Consider the following 20,380-nt stretch of genomic DNA (forward strand, 5'->3'; position numbering starts at 1 on the left):
CCTGGCTGCCCTTTGTGGGGGCGACCGTGCTCGCGATGTCAAAACGCGCCCCTTCCGGTAGCCGCCTCGCCCCCACAGGGAGGTTTTCCGGCTTCAGAGGCATTTCATCGTCACGATTTTGTGACAGTTGTGCTGTCGCACAGTCAAGAATGACAGCCTGCCCCTCACATCGTAACGAATACTTTACGAATAAGCGCCATCATCCCAGCATTACTGGCTTTAGGCTAGCTGCACATGACAATCACATGGGGTATCACTAAGGCATCGCAACAACACCGAATAATAAAAACGATTTCCTTGCGGAGAGCCCCATGAAGCAAACGAAATACGTCGCCCGTGAGCCTGATGCCAATGGCTTTATCGACTACACACCTGCCGAGCACGGGGTGTGGAACACGCTGATTACCCGTCAGTTGAAACTGCTGGAAGGCCGCGCCTGCCCCGAGTACATGCAAGGCATCGAAAAGCTGGGCCTGCCCCACGACCGCATCCCGCAACTCGATGAGATCAATCAGGTACTGGGCGCCACCACAGGCTGGCAAGTTGCCCGGGTACCCGCACTGATCCCCTTCCAGACCTTCTTCGAGTTGCTGGCCAACAAGCAGTTTCCAGTGGCCACCTTTATTCGTACCCCCGAAGAACTCGATTACCTGCAAGAGCCGGATATTTTCCATGAGATTTTCGGCCACTGCCCGCTGCTGACCAACCCGTGGTTCGCCGAATTCACCCACACCTACGGCAAACTGGGGCTGCAAGCGAGCAAGGAGCAACGGGTGTATCTGGCACGCCTGTACTGGATGACCATCGAGTTCGGCCTGGTCGACACGCCGGAAGGCAAACGCATTTACGGTGGCGGGATTCTGTCGTCGCCCAAAGAAACGGTTTACAGCCTGTCTTCAGAGCCGGAACATCAGGCTTTCGATCCGCTGGAAGCCATGCGTACGCCGTATCGCATCGATATTTTGCAGCCGCTGTATTTTGTCCTGCCGGACTTGAAGCGACTGTTTGACCTGGCCCATGAAGACATCATGGGTATGGTCGAAAAAGGCATGACAATGGGCCTGCACGCGCCGAAGTTCACGCCCAAGCCGAAAGCGGCTTAACCTTTTTTTAGTCATCAATAAAAACTGATTTCAGGAATCCACCATGAACGCACTGAACCAAGCCCACTGCGAAGCCTGCCGCGCCGATGCTCCACAGGTCAGCGACGAAGAACTGCCGATCCTGATCAAACAGATCCCGGACTGGAACATCGAAGTTCGCGACGGCATCATGCAGCTGGAAAAGGTCTTTCTGTTCAAGAACTTCAAATTCGCCCTGGCCTTTACCAATGCCGTGGGCGAGATCGCCGAAGCCGAAGGCCATCACCCGGGCCTGCTGACCGAATGGGGCTCGGTCACCGTGACCTGGTGGAGCCACTCGATCAAGGGCCTGCACCGCAACGACTTCATCATGGCCGCACGCACTGATGAAGTCGCCAAAACTGCCGAAGGTCGCAAGTAATGCACTTTGCCGATATTGGTCGGGTACCGGGCGACCCGATTCTCGGTTTGATGGACGCCTATCAACAGGATACCAATCCGGACAAGTTCGACCTGGGCGTGGGCGTCTATAAAGACGCCAATGGCCTGACGCCGATCCTGCAATCAGTAAAGTTGGCCGAGCAGCGCCTGGTCGATCAGCAACAGACCAAAACCTATATCGGCGGTCATGGTGACAGCCGATTCGGGCAACTGATCAGCGAACTGGTGCTGGGCGAAGACTCACCCCTGCTGGCCAGCAAGCGCGCTGCAGCGACCCAGACCCCGGGCGGTACCGGGGCCTTGCGCCTGAGCGCCGATTTTATCGCGCAATGCTTGCCGGGCCGTGGCATCTGGCTGAGCGATCCAACCTGGCCGATCCACGAAACCATCTTTGCCGCAGCCGGGCTGAAGATCAGTCACTACCCTTACGTGGGCAGCGACAACAAGCTCAATGTCGCGGCCATGCTCGAAGCCCTGGAACACGCGCCAAAAGGCGATGTGGTGCTGCTGCACGCCTGCTGCCACAACCCGACCGGCTTTGACCTGTCCCAGGCGGACTGGCTGCAGGTGCTGGACGTGGTCCGTCGTCGTGAATTGCTGCCTTTGATCGATTTTGCCTACCAGGGCTTTGGCGACGGAATGCAGGAAGACGCCTGGTCGACCCGCCTGTTCACCCGTGAACTGCCGGAAGTGCTGATCACCAGCTCGTGCTCGAAGAACTTCGGCCTGTACCGCGAACGCGTCGGTGCATTGATTGTGTGTGCCAATGACGCCGAAAAGCTGACCGACATCCGCAGCCAGTTGGCCTATATTGCGCGAAACTTGTGGTCCAACCCGCCGGATCACGGCGCGTCGGTGGTAGCAACCATCCTCGGGGATGCCCAGCTGAAAAGCGTGTGGATCGCAGAAGTGGAAGCCATGCGCAGCCGTATCGCGCAATTGCGTAGCGGTTTGGTGGAAGCCCTGATCCCGTTCGGGCTGGCGGAGCACTTTGCCCATATTAATGAGCAACGCGGGATGTTTTCGTACACTGGCCTGACCCAAGAGCAAGTCCAGCTGTTACGCGAGAAACACAGCGTGTACATGGTTGGTTCGGGGCGCGCCAATATGGCCGGGGTCGACGGCACGCGCCTGAGCCTGCTGGCCAAGGCGATTGCGCAGGTGTGCACACACTAGCCCCCCCACCCGTAGCAGCTGCCGAAGGAACGAGGCAGCTGCTACAGGGCTCTGCCTTTTGCAGCGACAGCTGCAATATGAAAAGTTTGATACAAATCCCCCCAGACGCAATAAAAAGACAAATTGTCACACTCCCTCCTGTATCCTTAGCAAGCTACTTAAAACACACCTTACGAGGAGCGCGACGATGCACGAGATCCCAAACCTCCCCTTCCCAAGCCTGCACGAAACCGAGCAGCCAACCCCGCAACACACCAGTGGCGAAAACCCCGCACTGGACGAGGCTTCTGAAAGCCTGCAGGCCGAAAGCGAAGACTGACGGCGCACAATCAGACGGTGCGAAAAGCATTCAGTTTTTCACACCGTCTGACACAATCGCCCCTTATTGCGGAATCAAGCGTGACTGACACCTTCAGCGATACCCAGGCCAGCGTTCTGATCGGCACCGCCGAGAAAATGATCGACCTCTGGGAGCGCCTCAGCCCCGAAAAACAAGCTCTCCTGCTCAAACGGTTCGGCACCCAGGAAAATGCACTGGCCGCTTTAATCGCGACGCAACTGGTTACACCACTATAATCTGCACCAACCCGCTCCCCGCAGGACCCCTACCCCATGCCTGAAACACAGCGCCCCATGGCAATCACGCTGCAAGTGGTTTCCATCGTCCTGTTTACCTTTATCGGCTATTTGAACATTGGCATTCCGCTGGCCGTACTGCCGGGTTACGTGCATAACCATCTCGGTTACGGCACGGTGATCGCCGGGCTGGTGATCAGCGTGCAATATTTGGCTACGCTGCTGAGCCGGCCTTACGCCAGCCGCTACATCGATACCCGGGGCAGCAAGCGCGCCGTGATGGTTGGCCTGGCCGGCTGCGGCCTGAGTGGCGTGTTTATGCTGGTGTCCAGCTGGCTGACGAGCATGCCGGCCTGGAGCCTGGCCAGCCTGTTGATCGGCCGGCTGGTGCTGGGCAGCGCGGAAAGCCTGGTGGGCTCCGGCTCCATCGGCTGGGGCATAGGCCGGGTCGGCGCACAGAACACGGCCAAGGTGATTTCCTGGAATGGCATCGCCAGTTACGGCGCCATTGCCATTGGCGCACCTCTGGGCGTGGTCATGGTCGGCCACCTGGGGATGTGGAGCCTGGGCGTAAGCATTATTGCCCTGGGAGCGCTGGGCGTACTGCTGGCCTGGCCAAAACTGGCAGCACCCATTGTCAGCGGCGTGCGCCTGCCGTTTCTGCATGTACTGGGACGAGTACTGCCCCACGGCACCGGGCTGGCCCTGGGCTCGATCGGCTTTGGCACCATCGCCACCTTTATCACCTTGTATTACGCGACCAACCACTGGGAAAACGCAGCGCTGTGCCTGAGCCTGTTTGGCGCCAGCTTTATCAGTGCGCGTTTGCTGTTTGGCAACCTGATCAACCGTATCGGCGGTTTTCGCGTGGCGATTGCCTGCCTGAGCGTCGAGACGCTGGGCCTGCTGTTGCTGTGGCTGGCACCCAACCCGGAGTTGGCCCTGGCGGGCGCGGCCTTGAGCGGCTTTGGCTTTTCGCTGGTGTTCCCGGCGCTGGGGGTTGAGGCGGTCAACCTGGTGCCGGCCTCCAGCCGGGGGGCTGCGGTGGGTGCGTACTCGCTGTTTATCGATCTGTCGCTGGGCATCACCGGGCCGCTGGTGGGTGCCGTGGCGGCAGGCTTCGGCTTTGCTTCGATCTTTCTGTTTGCGGCGCTGGCGGCGCTTGGCGGGTTGATGCTGAGTGTTTATCTGTATCGCCAGGCGCAGAACGCAAGAGCGTCCTAGCTCGCGCTCAGGGTGATTAAACCTGTGGGAGCGGGCTTGCCCGCGATGCAGACGGAGTGGTGTGCCAGGTAAAGCACGGTGATGCCATCGCGGGCAAGCCCGCTCCCACAGGACTGCTGCTGCCCTCTAGAAATCCACCCTGCCCCGCCCCGCCTTGATGTTGCCGCGCTTGGTCTTGGATTCCAGCCGACGTTTTTTTGAGCCCAGGGTCGGCTTGGTCGGGCGGCGCTTTTTCTCCACCTTGGTGGCGCTGACGATCAACTCCGCCAGACGCTCCAGCGCATCAGCCCGATTCTGCTCCTGGGTGCGGTATTGCTGGGCTTTGATAATCAGCACGCCATCACTGGTGATGCGGCTGTCACGCAGCGCCAGCAGCCGCTCTTTGTAAAAATCCGGCAACGACGAATTGGGAATATCAAAGCGCAGGTGCATGGCGCTCGAAACCTTGTTGACGTTCTGCCCGCCCGCACCCTGGGCGCGAATGGCCGTCAGTTCGATCTCGGCATCAGGGATATGCACGTTGTTGGAAATCACCAGCATCAAAAAAGGGTCCGTGTTCAGAGCATCAAGGATACCCCACAAACAACAAACCCGGCGCAATGGCCGGGTTTGCAGGGTTAAACACAGCGTTTATTTGGCAGAACTGTAAGCCGCTGCCTGCGCCTGTACCGCGCGCTTGTTCTTGATCACGAAGCACAGCCACATAAAGGCCACCCACACCGGAATCGCGTACACCGACACGCGAATCCCCGGGATCAACAGCATGATCACCAGGATAAACGCTACAAACGCCAGGCAGATGTAGTTGCCGTACGGATACCACAGCGCCTTGAACAGCGGGACTTGCGCGGTCTTGTCCATATGCTGGCGGAACTTGAAGTGCGAGTAGCTGATCATCGCCCAGTTGATCACCAGGGTCGCCACTACCAGGGACATCAGCAGTTCCAGCGCATCATGGGGCATCAGGTAGTTGAGCAGCACTGCAATGACCGTCACCGCCGCCGAGGCCAGGATCGAGTTGACCGGCACGCCGCGCTTGTCGATTTTGGCCAGCACTTTCGGCGCATCGCCCTGCTGCGCCATACCCAGCAACATGCGGCTGTTGCAGTAGGTGCCGCTGTTGTACACCGACAATGCTGCGGTCAAGACCACGAAGTTGAGGATGTGCGCAGCGGTGTTGCTGCCCAGCATCGAGAACACTTGCACGAACGGGCTGCTGCTGTAGCTGTCGCCACCGGCATTCAGGGTTTCAAGCAGCGAGTCCCACGGAGTCAACGACAGCAGAACTACCAGGGCACCGATATAGAAAATCAGGATGCGGTAGATCACCTGGTTGATCGCTTTCGGGATCACGGTGCGTGGTTTATCGGCTTCAGCTGCGGTGAAACCGAGCATTTCCAAGCCGCCGAAGGAAAACATGATAAAGGCCATGGCCATGATCAGGCCGGTCGTCCCGTTCGGGAAGAAACCACCGTGTTCCCACAGGTTGCTGACCGAAGCCTGAGGACCGCCACTGCCGCTGACCAGCAGGTAGCTGCCCAGGGCGATCATGCCGACAATTGCCACGACCTTGATGATCGCGAACCAGAACTCGGCTTCGCCAAACACTTTGACGTTGGTCAGGTTGATCAGGTTGATCAGCACGAAGAAGGCCGCTGCCGAGGCCCAGGTGGGGATCTCCGGCCACCAGTAGTGCACATATTTGCCGACGGCGGTCAGCTCCGACATGCCCACCAGAATGTACAGCACCCAGCAGTTCCAGCCCGACATAAAGCCGGCGAAACCGCCCCAGTATTTATGGGCAAAGTGGCTGAAAGAACCGGCAACCGGCTCTTCGACGATCATTTCACCGAGCTGGCGCATGATCATGAACGCGATAAAGCCGCAGATCGCATAGCCCAGAATCATCGATGGACCGGCCGACTTGAGCACCCCGGCCGAACCGAGAAACAGGCCAGTACCAATCGCGCCACCGAGGGCTATCAGCTGGATATGACGATTTTTCAGGCCGCGTTTAAGCTCGCCCGAATGCGAGGTATTTCCACTCATTGCAAAGGTCCCACACAAGGTTTGATGTGATTCAGTGCGTTGTAACTTGAGCACCAGAGGCAGTGATCGAAGGGTCTACAACACAAATCAAACCCCAGCGCAGGCGCCAGGAATCCAAGGTTGTTTCACGAGTCATGCGTCACCTGTTTGTTTTTATCTGTGACGGAATCGAACCCGCAACGCTTGTGGCATTGCGGAATTATCAAGGCGGATAGCCTTGAGGTTTTGGCCGTTCGGTGTAACGCCGAGCGGCGCAAAATGCGCGGGTACGCAATTGAGTCACAGTTAAAACGCGGCGCATTGTACACCCGCACGAAGGCAAGATCCCATCACACAGCCGATTGCAATACGAAACAAGCCGCAATTTATGTAGGAACTGTCCTAATTCTGTAAATCTCGGAAGGTTTTCATTACAAAGGGATGATTTCAGCGGTTTAGGGTCGGTAAGTGGCTGAATTCGTATAGATTTATTGACATGGTGTAACGATTATTTGCCACGCGAATTACGACCCGTAGCAGCTGCCGAAGGAACGAGGCTGCGTTCGGTTGCACAGCAACCGTAAATCCTGAAAACCGTATTGGCCTGGCACACCACAGTGCCTGTTTTTACGACGACTGCGTCGCCGCACGCAGCCTCGTTCCCTGGCAGCTGCTACGCAACCATCAGCATTTCGCAGACATAAAAAAACGCCAACCCCTGGGGGTTGGCGTTTTTTGTACCGCGCTTACCGCTTACTGCGGCTTGCGACGACCGAAGCCCGGGCGCTGGCCCGAACCTGCCGGGGCACCACGACGCTTGCCCGACGGCGCATCGTCAACCAGCTTTGGCCCGTTACGGGTTGGCTTGGTTGGACGCTTGTTGATTTCGCTCGGACGCTCGGCAACTGGCGCACCACGACCTGCTGGCACACGATCAGTACGGCCGGCAGGCTTGCGCGCCGGACGAGCCGATTCATCACGAGCCGGACGGCCCGGACGCTCGCCTTCGATATGCGGCTGGCGTGCCGGACGCGGCGCAACAGGTGCACCTTCAGCCGGGCGCAGCACGCGGGCAACACGGTCACCACGGGCCACAGGGCGCGAGGATTTGCGCTGCATGCGCTCAAGCTTGTCTTTGCTCTTGGCGTTCATCTCAGGCATGGCAACCGGCGTGAGGCCGACTTCAGCGCTGAGAATGTCCACTTCGAACTGGCTCATTTCGCGCCAGCGACCCATCGGCAGATCGGAGTTGAGGAACACCGGACCGAAACGTACGCGCTTCAGGCGGCTGACCACCAGGCCCTGGGATTCCCACAGACGACGCACTTCACGGTTACGGCCTTCCATCACTACGCAGTGGTACCAATGGTTGAAGCCTTCGCCGCCTGGCGCCTGCTTGATGTCGGTGAAACGCGCCGGACCGTCTTCCAGCACAACGCCGGCCTTGAGGCGGGCAATCATGTCGTCATCCACTTCGCCACGCACACGTACCGCGTATTCACGGTCCATTTCGTACGAAGGGTGCATCAAGCGGTTGGCCAACTCACCGTCAGTGGTGAACATCAGCAAGCCGGTGGTGTTGATGTCCAGACGACCGATATTGATCCAGCGGCCTTCTTTTGGACGCGGCAGTTTGTCGAACACGGTCGGACGGCCTTCAGGGTCGTCACGGGTGCAGATTTCGCCGTCGGGTTTGTTGTACATGATCACGCGGCGAACCGATTCGGCTGCCTCTTCACGCTTGATCACCTTGCCATCGATGGTGATGGCGTCGTGCAGGTCTACGCGCAGACCCAGGGTTGCATCCTTGCCATTGACCTTGATCCGGCCCTGGCTGATCCAGCTCTCTACGTCGCGACGCGAGCCAACGCCAATACGGGCGAGGACTTTTTGCAGTTTTTCGCCTGCAGGGCCAATTTCCTGGCCGTCTTTAGGGTCGAGATCTTTCATCTGGGCACCTCCCGGTGTGTCAATTCAGGCGAGCGCCTGAAGTGTTAAAAATGGGCCTTGGGGCTCTGCTGAGCCCCAGAGGGTCGCGAATCATACGCGGATATTGGCCATTGCGCATCAAAGGCTAGTCACGAAGTGCGTGGCTCACTTGGTTTTCCGCCGGCCGGTGGCCTCAAGCGCCAGTAAACGCAGGGCGGATTCGGCCAGCACCGCACGTTTTTCGTCTTTGTCGAGTTTCTTCCAGGCCTTGATTTCACGCTTGGTTCGCCCGCAGCCCAGGCAAATGTCGTCGGTGAACTTGCAGACACCGATGCAGGGGTCTTTGGTTGCAGTCATGGCAGCCCTCCGAAAATTGTGTGGGCGCGGGCTTGCTCGCGATGGCATCGCTGCGGTGTGCCTGACAGTCCGCGTCGTCTGCATCGCAGGCAAGCCAGCTCCCACGGGTCATGCATTGCCCGCAGAATCCGCGGCTTGCCAGGATCCTTAGTGGGAGTGCATCAGTCTTCCTGCTCGCGGCGTTCCTGTTCGATGGCTTCGGCCAGGGCCTGAGCCTCAAGCTCTTCGTCGCTCAAGGCAGATCGCTGCTCAAGTGCAGCAACCGCAGCGCGCAATCGCTCGCGGGCCAACTCGGCCGCAGAGGGTTGCTGCGGTTGTGGTTGGGCTTCTATTTCCGGCTCGAGCTCAGGCTCAGGCTCAGGCTCTAGAGCTTCAACTGGCGCAACGTCGCGCAACAAATCATCAAAGTCGGTTTTAAGACCTTCCTCCATCGAGTCCAGTTCCGTCAGCAGGGTGCGGAAGCTGGTTTCGTCTTTCGGCTCTTCCGGCTCAGCGCTTTCGTCGGCCAGCGCCTGAAGATGCGCAGGCACCGGGGCATCGTCAAAATCGAGGATCGGATCCGGCTCCAGCTCGCGCAGCTCGGCCAGTGGCGGCAATTCATCGAGGCTCTTGAGGTTGAAGTGGTCAAGAAAGCCCTTGGTGGTGGCAAACATCGCGGGCTTGCCCGGCACGTCACGATAACCCACCACGCGAATCCACTCGCGCTCCAGCAGTGTCTTGACGATATGGCTGTTGACCGCCACACCGCGCACATCTTCGATCTCGCCACGGGTAATGGGCTGGCGATAAGCGATCAGCGCCATGGTCTCCAGCATGGCTCGCGAGTAACGTTGCGGGCGTTCTTCCCACAGACGTCCGACCCAGGGCGAGTACTTTTCGCGGATCTGCAGGCGATAGCCGGAGGCAACTTCTTTCAGTTCAAAGGCGCGGCCGTCGCAGGATTTGCGCAGCAGTTCCAGGGCCTTCTTGAAGACCGGCGGTTCCGGGCGCTCGCCCTCTTCAAACAGTTCGAACAGGCGCTCAAGGCTCTGCGGCTTTCCCGAGGCCAGCAGAAAGGCCTCAAGCAAGGGGGCCAGCTCGCGGGGTTCAGTCAAATTCATGGTTTCAGCTCTTTATTCGGCTCTTGCCCGCACATGGATCGGCGCGAAGGGTTCATTTTGTACCAACTCGATCAGCGACTCTTTGACCAGTTCAAGAATGGCCATAAAGGTCACGACTACACCCAACTTGCCTTCTTCAGCGGTAAACAGCTCGACAAAGGGCACAAAGCCACCCCCCTTGAGACGCTCAAGTACGTCGCTCATGCGTTCGCGGGTCGACAGGGCCTCACGGCTGACCTGATGACTTTCAAACATGTCGGTGCGGCGCAGCACTTCGGCCATCGACATCAGCAGCTCTTCGAGCGCCACATCCGGTACCAGTTTGCGCGCCCGTGCTTCGGGGGCATCGAGCTTGGGCACATAGATCTCGCGCCCTACCCGGCTGAGCCCCTCAATGCCTTCAGCGGCAGCCTTGAAGCGCTCGTATTGCTGCAGGCGGCGAATCAGCTCGGCACGGGGGTCACCCTCGTCCTCCTCGATTTCGGCCGAACGCGGCAACAGCATCCGCGACTTGATCTCGGCCAGCATCGCGGCCATGACCAGATACTCGGCCGCCAGCTCCAGGCGCACGGTTTTCATCAGCTCGACATAACCCATGTACTGGCGGGTAATTTCCGCCACCGGAATGTCGAGAATGTCGATATTTTGCTTGCGGATCAGGTACAGCAGCAGGTCGAGCGGGCCTTCAAAAGCATCAAGAAACACCTCCAGTGCATCCGGGGGGATATACAGGTCTTGCGGCATTTCGATGACCGCCTGGCCATAGACCATGGCCAGAGACAGTTCTTGCTGGGCACCGGCCCGGGCCTCAGGTGCTTCTACGTCAGACATCAGGCCTCGACCATAAAGGGTTGAGGATCACCGCAGCCCACCCGCACGATCTCGGGGTCACCACTGTCCACCAGGCTGATGACAGTGGAGGCCTTGTTGCCGCCAAAACCGCCGTCAATGATCAGGTCGACCTGTTTTTCCAGGGCATCACGGATTTCATACGGGTCTTCCATCGGCTCGCTCTCGCCCGGCAGGATCAGGGTCACGCTCATCAGCGGTTCGCCCAGTTCTTCAAGCAATGCCAGCGCAATCGGATGGCTCGGTACGCGCAGGCCAATGGTACGGCGTTTAGGGTGCAGCAGCAGGCGCGGCACTTCGCGGGTGGCGTTGAGGATAAAGGTGTACGGCCCCGGCGTATGCGCCTTGAGCAGACGGAAGACCCCGGTATCCACCTTGGCAAACAGCCCCAGCTGCGACAGGTCACAGCACATCAGGGTGAAGTTGTGCTTGTCGTCCAGGTTGCGCAGGCGCTTGATCCGCTCGATCGCACCCTTGTCACCCATCTGGCAACCGACGGCATAGGACGAGTCGGTAGGATAAATCACCACCCCACCCTTCTTGATGATTTCAACGGCCTGTTTGATCAGACGCGGTTGTGGGTTTTCCGGATGAATCTGGAAAAATTGACTCACAGTGTTTACCTGTTCAGACGTTGGCAGTGGGTTTGTCATATTTGAATCGACACCACAATGGCGGCAAGTCTTCCGGAAGCGGACGGTATTCGCCGATCTCGGACCACCCTCCTGGACCATGAAAATCACTGCCGGCACTGACCAGCAGACCGAACTCACGCGCAAGGATCGCCAGGCTGCCAACCTGATCGGCCGGCTGGTACCCGTTGACCACTTCAATCGCGTGACCCCCAGCTTGAATATAGTCGCCAATCAGCCGTCGGCGCTTGCTGCGGGTAAAATCGTAGTGCGAGGGGTGCGCCAGACTGACCCAGGCGCCTGCTGCGCGCAGGGTGGCGACGGTGTCTTCCAGGGTCGGCCAGTGCAGCTTGACGTCCCCCAGCTTGCCGGCCCCCAGCCATTTGCGGAAGGCTTCGGCGCGATCCTTGACGTAACCGGCCTCGACCAGAAAATCGGCAAAATGCGGACGGGCCGGGGCGTTGCCGCTGTCACCCAGGGCTTGCTGGATAGCCCGTGCGCCTTCAAGCGCACCAGGCATACCCTTGAGCGCCAGCTTGCGACTGATCTCTTCGGCGCGCAGCCAGCGGCCATCGTGCAATTTGGCAATGGCCTCGACCAGCGCCGGGGCGTTGACATCGAAACCGTAGCCGAGCACATGAATCGTCGCTCCGCCCCAGGTGCAGGACAACTCCACGCCGTTGACCAATGTCATGCCCAGCGCCTGCGCCGCCGCGCGGGCTTCGTCGAGGCCTTCAAGTGTATCGTGATCGGTCAGGGCCAGGACTCGCACACCTTTCTCGAACGCACGCGCGACCAGTACCGCAGGCGCCAGGGCGCCATCGGATGCCGTGCTATGGCAATGCAAGTCAATTTCCACGGGGATTTAATAACCTCTAGCTGACGCTTTCGCTGTCATTGATGTTTGTTATTATGCCGCCACATCCTGCTTCTGGCTGCCACTGTGAAACAATTCATCGACTTCATCCCGCTGTTACTGTTTTTCATCGTTTACAAAATCGAACCGCGCATCGTCGAAATCGGCGGGCACAGCCTGTCGGTCGGCGGTATCTACAGCGCTACCGCCATGCTGATCATCAGTTCGCTGGTGGTGTATGGCGCGCTGTTTATCAAGCAACGCAAACTCGAAAAAAGCCAATGGCTGACCCTGATCGCCTGCCTGGTATTCGGCAGCCTGACTCTGGCCTTCCACAGCGAAACCTTCCTTAAATGGAAAGCCCCGGTGGTCAACTGGCTGTTTGCCCTGGCGTTTGCCGGCAGCCACTTTATCGGCGACAAGGTCCTGATCAAGCGCATGATGGGCCACGCCCTGAGCCTGCCAGATGCCATCTGGACCCGCCTGAACGTGGCCTGGATCGGGTTTTTCCTGTTCTGCGGCGCGGCCAACCTGTTCGTGGCATTCACTTACCAAAGCATCTGGGTCGACTTCAAAGTGTTCGGCAGCCTGGGCATGACTGTGTTGTTCCTGATCGCCCAGGGCATTTACCTGTCGCGCCATCTGCATGACACCGACCCGACTGATACCACCCCCAAGACCAAGGACTGACATGCTCTACGCCATCATTGCAACAGACGTCGCCAATTCCCTCGAAGCTCGCCTGGCTGCCCGCCCTGCGCACCTTGAGCGCTTGCAACAACTGAAAGCCGAAGGCCGCATCGTACTGGCCGGCCCGCACCCGGCCATCGACAGCAATGACCCTGGCGCTGCCGGTTTTAGCGGCAGCCTGATCGTGGCCGAGTTCGAATCCCTGAACGCTGCCCAGGCCTGGGCCGAAGCCGACCCTTACGTTGCCGCTGGCGTATATGCCAATGTCAGCGTCAAGCCGTTCAAGCAAGTCCTGCCGTAACCTGTATCTTTACCGGCAGCCGGCGCAAACAGCATCGGCACCGGTCAAATCGAGTAAGTCATGAGCGACCTGTTACTGATAGATGATGACCTGGAGCTGTGTGAGCTGCTGGTCAGTTGGCTGAGCCAGGAAGGCTTTCAGGTTCGCGCATGCCACGACGGTGCCAGCGCCCGCAAGGCGCTGGCAGAGTCCAGCCCCGATGCCGTGGTGCTGGATGTCATGCTCCCCGACGGCAGCGGCCTTGAGCTGCTCAAGCAATTGCGCAACGACCACCCTGATCTGCCGGTGCTGATGCTTTCGGCCCGAGGCGAACCGCTGGACCGCATCCTGGGCCTGGAGCTGGGCGCCGATGACTACCTGGCCAAGCCTTGCGACCCTCGCGAGCTTACAGCCCGCCTGCGCGCCGTGTTGCGCCGCAGCCACCCGGCGGCGGTGTCCAGCCAGATGGAGCTGGGCGACCTGTGTTTCAGCCCGATGCGCGGCGTGGTCACCATCGACCAGCGCGACATTACCCTGACCGTGTCTGAAAGCCGCATCCTTGAAGCCCTGCTGCGCCAACCGGGTGAGCCGCTGGACAAACAGGAACTGGCGCAGATCGCCCTGGGCCGCAAGCTGACCCTGTACGACCGCAGCCTGGACATGCATATCAGCAACCTGCGCAAAAAGATCGGCCCGCACCCGGATGGCAGCCCGCGCATCGTGGCACTGCGCAGCCGCGGGTATTTCTACAGCGTCTGAGAAAAGCGCCCTCACCCTGTGTAAATCCCCGGCAAAACCGTCTTTACCAAAGCTTTACCCACGGTTGACAGCGATTGACCTTGATCTCCCTAAACTGGGCGCATCCGGAACAACCGGAATCCAAATTCAAAGGAGACACACCATGCGTAAGACTCTAATTGCTTTGATGTTTGCTGCAGCACTGCCAACCGTCGCAATGGCCATGCCTGGTGGTGACGGCCAGATGGGCCCTCGTCACGGCGGCGAGCACCACGGTCGCGGCGACGCCCCTTACAGCCAGCTGGACCTCACCCGCGAGCAGCGCCAGCAGATCGGCAAGCTGATGGGCGAGCAAATGCATGATCGCAAGCAACTGGTCGAGAAGTACCTGGAAAAACTGCCAGCCGCCGACCAGAAAGCTCTGAAAGACGAGATGAAGGCCAAGCACGACAAAACCCAGAGCGATATTCGCGCCTTGCTCAAGCCTGATCAGCAAAAACGCTTCGACGAGATGCAAAAGAAACGCGCCGAGCGTCAAGCCGAGATGAAAGAGTTTAAGGACTGGAAAGCACAGCAAGCGCCAAAAGCGCAATAATCTGTCTGCCCACCAAGCCCAACGGCTCACGCCGTTGGGCTTTGGTCTTTTAAATCAATGACTTGTGAGGAATTACCGTGCGATCACTGTTTTGGCGCATTCTCGCCAGCTTCTGGCTGGCGATTGCCCTGGTCGCAGGGTTGTCGATCCTGCTGGGGCATATGCTCAATCAGGACGCATGGATTCTCAGCCGTCATCCCGGGATCGCCAATCTGGCGCAACAGTGGACCGAGCGTTACGAAACTCAGGGCGCCGATGCGGCGCAGGATTTCCTTGAACGGCGCAAGCGCCGTTATCACATCGACGTGCAAGTGCTCAACGAAAGTGGCGACCCGCTGGTACGTGGCACCTTCCCGCGTCGGGCAGCCGCCTGGGAAGCCCGCCAGAATCCGGGCACAGAACAGTTGCCATGGCGTCGCCTGACCGTCGAATACACCAGCCCGAAAACCGCCGAAACCTATTTGCTGATTTACCGAATTCCGCACCCGGAACTGGATGCCTGGCACCGCCAGAGCCTGATCTGGCCTCTGAGCGCACTGGGGATTGCGCTGGTGGTGCTGACGCTGTTCAGCCTGATGGTGACGCTCTCGATTACCCGCCCGCTCAAGCGTCTGCGCGTTGCCGTGCATGACCTTGGGCAAACCACTTACCAACAGAACAGCCTGGCGCAGTTGGCGTCGCGACGTGATGAATTTGGCGTTCTGGCCACCGACTTCAACCGCATGGGTGCCCGCCTGCAAAGCCTGATCGGCAGCCAGCGCCAACTGCTGCGTGATGTGTCCCACGAGCTGCGCTCGCCCCTGGCCCGACTCAAGATCGCTCTGGCCCTGGCTGAACGCGCCGGGCCTGAAGAACGTGAAAAACTGTGGCCACGCCTGACCCGCGAGTGCGACCGGCTGGAATCGTTGATCAGCGAGATTCTGACCCTGGCCCGGGTCGATGCTGATCAGGCCAGCGCCGAGCAGGTCGACCTCAATGCACTGCTCAACACCGTGCAAAAAGACGCCTCGATGCTGGCCCCCGAGCAGCCCGTACTGCTGCAAGCCGAACAGGGGTTGGGCCTCAACGGCTGGCCAACGATGATCGAGCGCGCCGTGGATAACCTGTTGCGCAACGCGCAGCGCTTCAACCCGCCTGGCCAGCCGATTGAACTGAGTGCGAAGCGCGAAGGCGAACACATCACCATCAAGGTTCGCGACCATGGCCCGGGGGTCGCTGAAGAGTACCTGGCGCAATTGGGTGAGCCGTTTTTCCGCGCACCCGGCCAGACCGCGGCCGGCCACGGGCTGGGATTGGCCATTGCGCGACGGGCGGCGGAACGCCATGGCGGGCGGCTGATGCTGGGCAATCACCCGGATGGCGGATTTGTTGCCACCCTGGAGTTACCGCTGAAACCGGACGGTAACCTGTAAAGGTTTCGCAGCAATTTGCTCGCTTAGCAGCTGCCGTAGGAACGAGGCTGCGTCCGATTGCAAAGCAATCGTAAAATCAGAATCCGCGGTTTAACTGAATAATCGCGTGCGCTGATTTTGCGGTGGCTACACCGCCGAACGCAGCCTCGTTCCTTCGGCAGCTGCTACGGATATTGCTACAGGGCTACTTAACCGACCACGCCTGCACAAACTCGGCGCTGTCCACCTTGGGCGCAACGCGCAACTCGTTCTGCGGCGTGCCCAAATACAGGAACGCCACCACTTCCTCGCCCTCACCCAGCCCCAAACCCTTGGCCACATGCGGTGCATACGACAGCTCGCCGGTGCGCCATACCGCGCCAATGCCCTGGGCATAAGCTGCCAGCTCAATGGCATGGGCCGCACAACCTGCGGTAATCAGCTGTTCAGCCTTCGGCACCTTGAAGTGATCCTGCAAACGGGCAAGCACTACCACCACCAAAGGGGCGCGCAAAGGCATGGCGCGAGCCTTGTCCAGGGCGGCCTGGGTCACTTCGCCACCTTGGGCCAGCACGGCCTCGGCGAGGATTTCACCCAGTTGATTGCGCGCAGCGCCTTCAACCGTCAAAAACCGGTAAGGACGCAACTGACCGTGGTCCGGCGCACGCAAGGCGGCGGCGAAAAGTACTTCACGTTGCTCAGCCGTTGGCGCCGGATCGAGCAGGCGCGGGGCAGAAACACGGTTGAGCAAAGCGTCGAGAGCCTCCATTGGCCACCTCCTGAAGAAAATGTGCAGCTATTCTAACGGTATCTCCCGAAGGCTTGGCGGTTTACATAGCCCGGACCACAGGTAGAATGGCGCCCCTCTTTCATCCCCGAGCTGACTTCATGGCGTTGCCGACATTACGCATCATCGGTTTCATTATCGGCATCTTCCTGATTACGCTCGCGATCAGCATGGCCGTGCCCATGCTGACCCTGGTGATTTACGACCACCTGGGCGACTTGCCATCCTTTTTGTGGGCCAGCCTGATTACCTTCATTGCCGGCCTGGCGCTGGTCATACCGGGCCGCCCCGAGCAGGTGCATCTGCGCCCCCGGGACATGTATCTGCTGACTGTGTCCAGCTGGGTGGTGGTGTGCATCTTCGCCGCACTGCCGTTTTTGCTGACGCAGCACATCAGCTATACCGATTCTTTTTTTGAAAGCATGTCCGGTATCACTGCCACCGGCTCTACGGTGTTGAGCGGCCTGGACACCATGTCCCCCGGCATTCTGATGTGGCGCTCGATGCTGCACTGGCTGGGCGGCATCGGCTTTATCGGTATGGCGGTAGCCATTTTGCCCCTGCTGCGTATCGGTGGCATGCGCCTGTTCCAGACCGAGTCTTCTGACCGCTCCGAAAAGGTCATGCCGCGCTCACATATGGTGGCCCGCCTGATTGTCGCCACCTACGTCGGCATCACCATTCTGGGCAGCCTGGCGTTCTGGTGGGCGGGCATGAGCGTGTTTGATGCAATCAACCACGCCATGTCGGCCATTTCCACCGGTGGTTTCTCGACCTCCGACCAGTCACTGGCCAAGTGGTCGCAACCGGCGGTGCACTGGGTCGCCATTGCCGTGATGATCATGGGTAGCTTGCCGTTTACCTTGTATGTGGCCACCCTGCGCGGCCATCGCAAGGCCCTGATCAAGGATCAGCAGGTACAAGGCTTGCTCGGCTTGCTGGTCGTGACCTGGTTCGTGCTCAGCATCTGGTTGTGGTGGACTACCAACATGCCGTGGTGGGACGCCTTCCGCCATGTCGCGCTCAACGTGACCTCGGTAGTAACGACCACGGGCTTTGCTCTGGGTGACTACAGCCTGTGGGGCAATTTCTCGCTGATGCTGTTCTTCTACCTGGGCTTTATCGGCGGTTGCTCGGGCTCGACTGCAGGCGGGATCAAGATTTTCCGCTTTCAGGTCGCCTATATCCTGCTCAAGGCCAACCTTAATCAACTGATCCACCCTCGAGCGGTGATCAAGCAGAAGTACAACGGCCACCGCCTCGACGAAGAAATCGTACGCTCGATCCTGACCTTTTCGTTTTTCTTCGCCATCACCATCTGCGTGATCGCGCTGGCCCTGTCGCTGCTGGGACTGGACTGGATGACCGCCCTGACCGGCGCCGCCAGCACGGTGTCGGGCGTAGGGCCAGGGCTGGGCGAGATCATCGGGCCGTCCGGCAACTTCGCCAGCCTGCCGGATGCGGCCAAGTGGATTTTGTCATTGGGCATGTTGCTTGGGCGACTGGAGATCATTACCGTGTTTGTATTGTGCATTCCGGCATTTTGGCGGCACTGATCCACAGAAGAGACCTGTCATGGACCAAATCCTGTCACTGCGCCATTACCGCCACGACCTGATTGCCCATAGCCATGAACATGCGCAGGTGGTGATCAGCTTGTCGGGCAAGCTCGATTTCGAAGTCGAGGGCCGACCCAGCCTGCTGCGCCAGCAACAGCTGATGGTCGTGCCTGCAGGCGCCCACCACACCTGCGGTAGCCCGCAAGGCAGCCACTGCCTGGTGCTGGACGTGCCTGGTGACAACTGGCTGGGCCAGTCCCTGGGTGGGCACGCCGATGCCAGCCGCCGATTGCTCGACAACCCCGCACAGCTGCCTCTCGACCCGAAACAGCATCAACTGGTCGACTGGCTCGCCACCAGCCCGATAAACGACCCGTTGATTGCCCGCCAGGGTGCGATTCTGCTGCTCGCCAGCCTGACTAACCTTGCCGGTGAACGGGCGCAACCCAAACGCCTGCCCTACGCGGCCATGGATGCCTATATTGAGCAGAATACTGCCTACCCGTTACAGGTTGCGGATCTGGCTCAAATTGCAGGCTTGTCCTGCGCCCGCTTGCACAGCCGCTTTGCCAGCGAGTGCGGGCAAACGCCAATGGACTACATCCGCCAGCGACGCCTGCGCAGTGCCCTGACGCTGCTGCGCCAAAGCGCCCTGGCCATAGGCGAAATAGCCAGCCGCGTTGGCTACAACTCGCAAAGCGCGTTCGCCGCCGCCATGCTGCGCGAATTCGGTGCCTCGCCTTCGGTGCTGAGACGCGAGTCTGGCGACAACTGACGCCAGTGTCGCGACAGACAGCTCCCTGCCCTGCCCCGTAGACTGCACGCCTTGCCTGTATTGAACCAAGGATTGCAATGACTCCGCGTACTGCCCTGGGCGCCCTGCATATCGGCGCTTTGATGTTTGGCCTGACTGGCGTGTTCGGCAAACTTGCCGCTGCATCGGCTTCGATCATCGTATTTGGCCGCGCCGCTTTCGCAGTGCTGGCATTGCTGTGCTTCACCGCGCTGGCCAAACGCAGCGCCTGGTACCGACTGACCCTGCGCGACGCCCGCAGTTTGCTGCTGAGCGGTGTGCTGCTGGCCGGGCACTGGATAAGCTTTTTTGTCTCGGTAAAAATCGCCGGGGTCGCGATTGCAACCCTGGGCTTTGCCAGTTTCCCGGCGTTCACGGTGATTCTGGAAGGACTGATTTTTCGCGAACGCATTCGTCCCAACGAAATAGTTCTGGTGGCGCTGGTCAGCATCGGGCTGATCCTGGTCACGCCAAGCTTTGACCTGGCCAGCCAGGCCACCGAAGGGCTGCTGTGGGCCGTCGCTTCCGGGTTGCTGTTTTCACTGCTGTCGCTGAACAACCGCGCCAACTCGGGGCGGATGCCCGCCGTGCAGGCCGCCATGTGGCAAAACGCGGTGGTCGCGTTGTGCCTGCTGCCCTTTGCCGGCCCGGGATTGAGCGAAGTCCGCCCGCTGGACTGGCTATGGATCGGTCTGCTCGGGGTGTTTTGCACCGGCGTGGCACACAGCCTGTTCGTCGCCAGCCTGGCAGTAATCAAGGCGCGCACTGCCGCCGTGGTCTTTGCCATGGAACCGGTCTATGGCATCACCCTGGCATGGTTGCTGTTCCACGAAACACCCTCGCTGCGCATGTTGCTGGGCGGTGTACTGATAATCGTCGCCATCGTGGTGTCGAGCCGCATGCGCAGCGGCCCCGCACCCGATAAGGCAGGGCTGGACGCCGCCGCTCACTGAGCCCGGTCGTTGTGCCCCAGGTCGCGCTGCGGGTCAATTTGGTCACGCACTCGCTGCTTGAGCACCTTGGCTTCGGGAAAGCCGCCGTCAGCCTTGCGTTCCCAGATCTGCACACCGTCGCAGGTGATGCGAAACACCCCACCGGTGCCAGGCTCCAGCACGACCCGGCCCAGGTCTTCGGCAAAGGTGCTGAGCAACTCTTGAGCCAGCCAGGCGGCACGCAGCAGCCACTGGCATTGGGTGCAGTAGGTAATGACAATTTCGGGTTTATTGATCGACATGATTTCAAAGGCTCTTGAAAGGAAGGCGCCGCTATAATAGCCGCCTTTCTCGCTTGCCCAGAG

At 59.7% G+C, this 20,380-nt stretch carries 24 protein-coding genes; 14 read left to right on the forward strand and 10 right to left on the reverse strand.

The window, feature by feature from the left end; all coding sequences use genetic code 11:
• The first annotated feature begins 311 nt into the window (after nucleotides 1-311).
• The 6 genes from phhA to ACP7BE_RS22705 all read left to right on the forward strand — a co-directional run bounded on the left by phhA (nucleotide 312) and on the right by ACP7BE_RS22705 (nucleotide 4,499).
• Nucleotides 312-1,103: a phenylalanine 4-monooxygenase gene (phhA, locus tag ACP7BE_RS22680; protein WP_095002631.1), complete on the forward strand. Its 792-nt coding sequence runs from the start codon at nucleotides 312-314 to the stop codon at nucleotides 1,101-1,103.
• A gap of 43 nt (nucleotides 1,104-1,146) precedes the next feature.
• Nucleotides 1,147-1,503: a 4a-hydroxytetrahydrobiopterin dehydratase gene (locus ACP7BE_RS22685; protein ID WP_016781595.1), complete on the forward strand. Its 357-nt coding sequence runs from the start codon at nucleotides 1,147-1,149 to the stop codon at nucleotides 1,501-1,503.
• A complete protein-coding gene (locus ACP7BE_RS22690) occupies nucleotides 1,503-2,699 on the forward strand; it encodes an amino acid aminotransferase (protein WP_095002632.1) in 1,197 nt (398 codons plus the stop codon). Before ACP7BE_RS22685 ends, ACP7BE_RS22690 begins: the two co-directional genes overlap by 1 nt.
• Nucleotides 2,700-2,886: 187 nt before the next feature.
• Complete coding sequence (locus ACP7BE_RS22695) at nucleotides 2,887-3,018, forward strand: hypothetical protein (RefSeq protein ID WP_254925257.1); 132 nt, start codon at nucleotides 2,887-2,889, stop codon at nucleotides 3,016-3,018.
• Between the two features lie 80 nt (nucleotides 3,019-3,098).
• Nucleotides 3,099-3,275: a hypothetical protein gene (locus ACP7BE_RS22700; RefSeq protein ID WP_095002633.1), complete on the forward strand. Its 177-nt coding sequence runs from the start codon at nucleotides 3,099-3,101 to the stop codon at nucleotides 3,273-3,275.
• A 36-nt stretch (nucleotides 3,276-3,311) separates the two neighbouring features.
• Nucleotides 3,312-4,499, forward strand: coding sequence for an MFS transporter (locus ACP7BE_RS22705; protein WP_095002634.1), 1,188 nt, complete (start codon nucleotides 3,312-3,314; stop codon nucleotides 4,497-4,499).
• Between the two features lie 126 nt (nucleotides 4,500-4,625).
• Here the strand turns inward: ACP7BE_RS22705 and arfB are convergent, their stop codons facing one another.
• The 8 genes from arfB to ACP7BE_RS22745 form a co-directional block, all read right to left on the reverse strand.
• Nucleotides 4,626-5,039 carry an alternative ribosome rescue aminoacyl-tRNA hydrolase ArfB gene (gene arfB / locus ACP7BE_RS22710; protein ID WP_086799653.1) on the reverse strand — a complete coding sequence of 138 codons (414 nt, stop codon included), beginning with the start codon at nucleotides 5,037-5,039 and terminating at the stop codon, nucleotides 4,626-4,628.
• A gap of 90 nt (nucleotides 5,040-5,129) precedes the next feature.
• Nucleotides 5,130-6,548, reverse strand: coding sequence for an amino acid permease (locus ACP7BE_RS22715; RefSeq protein ID WP_095002635.1), 1,419 nt, complete (start codon nucleotides 6,546-6,548; stop codon nucleotides 5,130-5,132).
• A 732-nt stretch (nucleotides 6,549-7,280) separates the two neighbouring features.
• The gene (gene rluB / locus ACP7BE_RS22720; RefSeq protein WP_088377744.1) at nucleotides 7,281-8,477 is read right to left on the reverse strand and encodes a 23S rRNA pseudouridine(2605) synthase RluB; all 1,197 of its coding nucleotides are present in this window, start codon (nucleotides 8,475-8,477) and stop codon (nucleotides 7,281-7,283) included.
• Nucleotides 8,478-8,621: 144 nt separating this feature from the next.
• Nucleotides 8,622-8,813 (reverse strand): DUF1289 domain-containing protein, encoded by a 192-nt coding sequence (locus ACP7BE_RS22725; protein WP_095002636.1) that lies wholly within the window; start codon nucleotides 8,811-8,813, stop codon nucleotides 8,622-8,624.
• A 161-nt stretch (nucleotides 8,814-8,974) separates the two neighbouring features.
• The gene (gene scpB, locus ACP7BE_RS22730) at nucleotides 8,975-9,913 is read right to left on the reverse strand and encodes an SMC-Scp complex subunit ScpB (RefSeq protein WP_426107384.1); all 939 of its coding nucleotides are present in this window, start codon (nucleotides 9,911-9,913) and stop codon (nucleotides 8,975-8,977) included.
• A 12-nt stretch (nucleotides 9,914-9,925) separates the two neighbouring features.
• Nucleotides 9,926-10,624 (reverse strand): segregation and condensation protein A, encoded by a 699-nt coding sequence (locus ACP7BE_RS22735; RefSeq protein WP_170943745.1) that lies wholly within the window; start codon nucleotides 10,622-10,624, stop codon nucleotides 9,926-9,928.
• Nucleotides 10,625-10,743: 119 nt separating this feature from the next.
• On the reverse strand, nucleotides 10,744-11,376 hold the full coding sequence (locus tag ACP7BE_RS22740; RefSeq protein ID WP_095002639.1) for an L-threonylcarbamoyladenylate synthase: 633 nt from the start codon (nucleotides 11,374-11,376) through the stop codon (nucleotides 10,744-10,746).
• Nucleotides 11,377-11,389: 13 nt separating this feature from the next.
• Nucleotides 11,390-12,253: a PHP domain-containing protein gene (locus ACP7BE_RS22745; RefSeq protein WP_095002640.1), complete on the reverse strand. Its 864-nt coding sequence runs from the start codon at nucleotides 12,251-12,253 to the stop codon at nucleotides 11,390-11,392.
• Nucleotides 12,254-12,337: 84 nt separating this feature from the next.
• Between ACP7BE_RS22745 and ACP7BE_RS22750 the strand changes: the two genes are divergently transcribed.
• From ACP7BE_RS22750 to ACP7BE_RS22770, 5 genes are all read left to right on the forward strand, one after another.
• Nucleotides 12,338-12,940 (forward strand): septation protein A, encoded by a 603-nt coding sequence (locus ACP7BE_RS22750; protein ID WP_095002641.1) that lies wholly within the window; start codon nucleotides 12,338-12,340, stop codon nucleotides 12,938-12,940.
• 1 nt (nucleotide 12,941) lies between these two features.
• Nucleotides 12,942-13,241, forward strand: coding sequence for a YciI family protein (locus tag ACP7BE_RS22755; protein WP_095002642.1), 300 nt, complete (start codon nucleotides 12,942-12,944; stop codon nucleotides 13,239-13,241).
• Between the two features lie 60 nt (nucleotides 13,242-13,301).
• Nucleotides 13,302-13,979: a response regulator transcription factor gene (locus ACP7BE_RS22760; RefSeq protein ID WP_426107388.1), complete on the forward strand. Its 678-nt coding sequence runs from the start codon at nucleotides 13,302-13,304 to the stop codon at nucleotides 13,977-13,979.
• 142 nt (nucleotides 13,980-14,121) lie between these two features.
• The gene (locus ACP7BE_RS22765; RefSeq protein ID WP_095002644.1) at nucleotides 14,122-14,553 is read left to right on the forward strand and encodes a Spy/CpxP family protein refolding chaperone; all 432 of its coding nucleotides are present in this window, start codon (nucleotides 14,122-14,124) and stop codon (nucleotides 14,551-14,553) included.
• Between the two features lie 77 nt (nucleotides 14,554-14,630).
• Nucleotides 14,631-15,965, forward strand: coding sequence for a sensor histidine kinase (locus ACP7BE_RS22770; protein ID WP_095021119.1), 1,335 nt, complete (start codon nucleotides 14,631-14,633; stop codon nucleotides 15,963-15,965).
• A 184-nt stretch (nucleotides 15,966-16,149) separates the two neighbouring features.
• Here the strand turns inward: ACP7BE_RS22770 and ACP7BE_RS22775 are convergent, their stop codons facing one another.
• A complete protein-coding gene (locus tag ACP7BE_RS22775; RefSeq protein ID WP_426107391.1) occupies nucleotides 16,150-16,713 on the reverse strand; it encodes a nitroreductase family protein in 564 nt (187 codons plus the stop codon).
• A gap of 119 nt (nucleotides 16,714-16,832) precedes the next feature.
• Here ACP7BE_RS22775 and ACP7BE_RS22780 point away from each other — a divergent pair, with 119 nt between their 5' ends.
• The 3 genes from ACP7BE_RS22780 (at nucleotide 16,833) to ACP7BE_RS22790 (ending at nucleotide 20,036) form a co-directional block, all read left to right on the forward strand.
• The gene (locus ACP7BE_RS22780; protein WP_095002647.1) at nucleotides 16,833-18,287 is read left to right on the forward strand and encodes a TrkH family potassium uptake protein; all 1,455 of its coding nucleotides are present in this window, start codon (nucleotides 16,833-16,835) and stop codon (nucleotides 18,285-18,287) included.
• A 19-nt stretch (nucleotides 18,288-18,306) separates the two neighbouring features.
• Complete coding sequence (locus ACP7BE_RS22785) at nucleotides 18,307-19,065, forward strand: AraC family transcriptional regulator (protein ID WP_095002648.1); 759 nt, start codon at nucleotides 18,307-18,309, stop codon at nucleotides 19,063-19,065.
• A 77-nt stretch (nucleotides 19,066-19,142) separates the two neighbouring features.
• The gene (locus ACP7BE_RS22790; RefSeq protein WP_095002649.1) at nucleotides 19,143-20,036 is read left to right on the forward strand and encodes a DMT family transporter; all 894 of its coding nucleotides are present in this window, start codon (nucleotides 19,143-19,145) and stop codon (nucleotides 20,034-20,036) included.
• On the opposite strand, the gene ACP7BE_RS22795 is transcribed toward ACP7BE_RS22790, so the two are convergent.
• Nucleotides 20,030-20,317: a SelT/SelW/SelH family protein gene (locus ACP7BE_RS22795; protein WP_095002712.1), complete on the reverse strand. Its 288-nt coding sequence runs from the start codon at nucleotides 20,315-20,317 to the stop codon at nucleotides 20,030-20,032. The two genes, ACP7BE_RS22790 and ACP7BE_RS22795, sit on opposite strands and share 7 nt — an antisense overlap.
• Between the last annotated feature and the right edge of the window lie 63 nt (nucleotides 20,318-20,380).

Source organism: Pseudomonas sp. TWR1-1-3 (genome assembly GCF_049896805.1).
Taxonomy (GTDB): domain Bacteria; phylum Pseudomonadota; class Gammaproteobacteria; order Pseudomonadales; family Pseudomonadaceae; genus Aquipseudomonas; species Aquipseudomonas bubulae.